1 protein-coding gene is annotated in these 1,317 nt (G+C 57.3%); it reads right to left on the minus strand.

Annotated features, from left to right (window positions below; all coding sequences use genetic code 11):
• Positions 1-225: 225 nt before the first annotated feature.
• Positions 226-1,245 carry an IS110 family transposase gene (locus DIE17_RS36985; protein ID WP_124489887.1) on the minus strand — a complete coding sequence of 340 codons (1,020 nt, stop codon included), beginning with the start codon at positions 1,243-1,245 and terminating at the stop codon, positions 226-228.
• Between the last annotated feature and the right edge of the window lie 72 nt (positions 1,246-1,317).

The following is a 1,317-nucleotide window of genomic DNA, read 5'->3' on the forward strand; positions in this document are numbered from 1 at the left end:
ATATATGGACTGCTCCCAATAGCAAACGGAAGTTGACGGACACGGAAGTCGATTGCGTACATATATCCGGCGTCAGGGCAGAGCCCAGCGCCCAACTGGAATTCCGCGCGTGCAGGCCTCAACAACTGGAAGACCTCGGGGGCCGTTATAAAAATCAGGTTCCCTGCTCGCCGGATCGACCGGAGTGCCATTCGTCAATTCGTCAACGCATCGTTGGTGACATTGCTACACTGCTTTCTGATACGACTGGCCGGTTGCAAGCATCGACCAGATGACACGGGCCATCTTGTTCGCGATCGCCACGATGGCTCGATTTGCGCCTCGCCTGGCCTGCAACGCAAGAGCCCAGGCGTGCTTTCTGTCGTGTTTGGTTGGAGCAGTTCGGAGTACTGCGCGTGCACCGTGTATGAGCAAGGTCCGTAGATGTCGGTCGCCTCGCTTGCTGATGCCGAGGAGATGTGTTCGGTCACCGCTTGAGCTCTGACGGGGAACGAGGCCGAGCCAGGCAGCAAAGTGGCGGCCGTTCTTAAAGTCCTTTGGATCGGATACGGCAGCAACGATGGCGGTCGCCGTTTTGGGACCAACTCCTTCAATCTGCGCAATGCGCTGGCAGGTCTCGCTGGCCTTGAACACTGCATCGATACGTCTGTCGAATCCGGTGATGCGTTTGTCCAGTTCGCGCAACTGGTCCATCAGATCGGCCAGTATCTCGCGCGCGAGTGGCGTTAGGGCGTTCGTGATGTCTGCGACGATGGCCGGAATCTCCCGGCGCGCACGCGTGATCGATTGCGCGAATACGATGCCTCGCTCTGCGAGAATGCTGCGCATCTGACTCACCAGCCCGGTCCGATTGCTCACGAGGCGACTACGAGCGCGGTGAAGACTTTGAACATCTTGTTGCTCGACGGACTTGATTGGCACGAACCGCATTGATGGTCGCTGCAATGCCTCGCAGATCGCCTCAGCATCGTTGCCGTCAGTCTTGTTGCCCTTCACGAAAGGTTTCACGAATTGCGGGCTGATGAGTTTTACCGTGTGGCCTTGCTGCTGAAACTGCCGTGCCCAATGATGGGCGCTTGAGCAGGCTTCCATCCCGATAGTGCATGGTGCAAGTCGAAGAACCAGTTCAGTCAGTTGGGCGCGGCCAACGCGACGTCGCAGCACAAGCGTGCCTGCGGCATCCACGCCGTGCAGTTGGAAGACATTCTTTGCAAGATCGATGGCAAGGAACCGAATGATTTCCATGACGATACTCCTATGAACGGTAACGTCAGCAGTTACGATACGCCTGCCGGAGCAGTCCATACCATTAACTGG

The sequence above is a fragment of the Burkholderia sp. Bp9099 genome (genome assembly GCF_003857805.1).
Taxonomy (GTDB): domain Bacteria; phylum Pseudomonadota; class Gammaproteobacteria; order Burkholderiales; family Burkholderiaceae; genus Burkholderia.

Bases quoted from the DNA above. Each gene is read 5' to 3' on its own strand.
- DIE17_RS36985 (WP_124489887.1), bottom strand. From the start codon at position 1,245: ATGGAAATCATTCGGTTCCTTGCCATCGATCTTGCAAAGAATGTCTTC.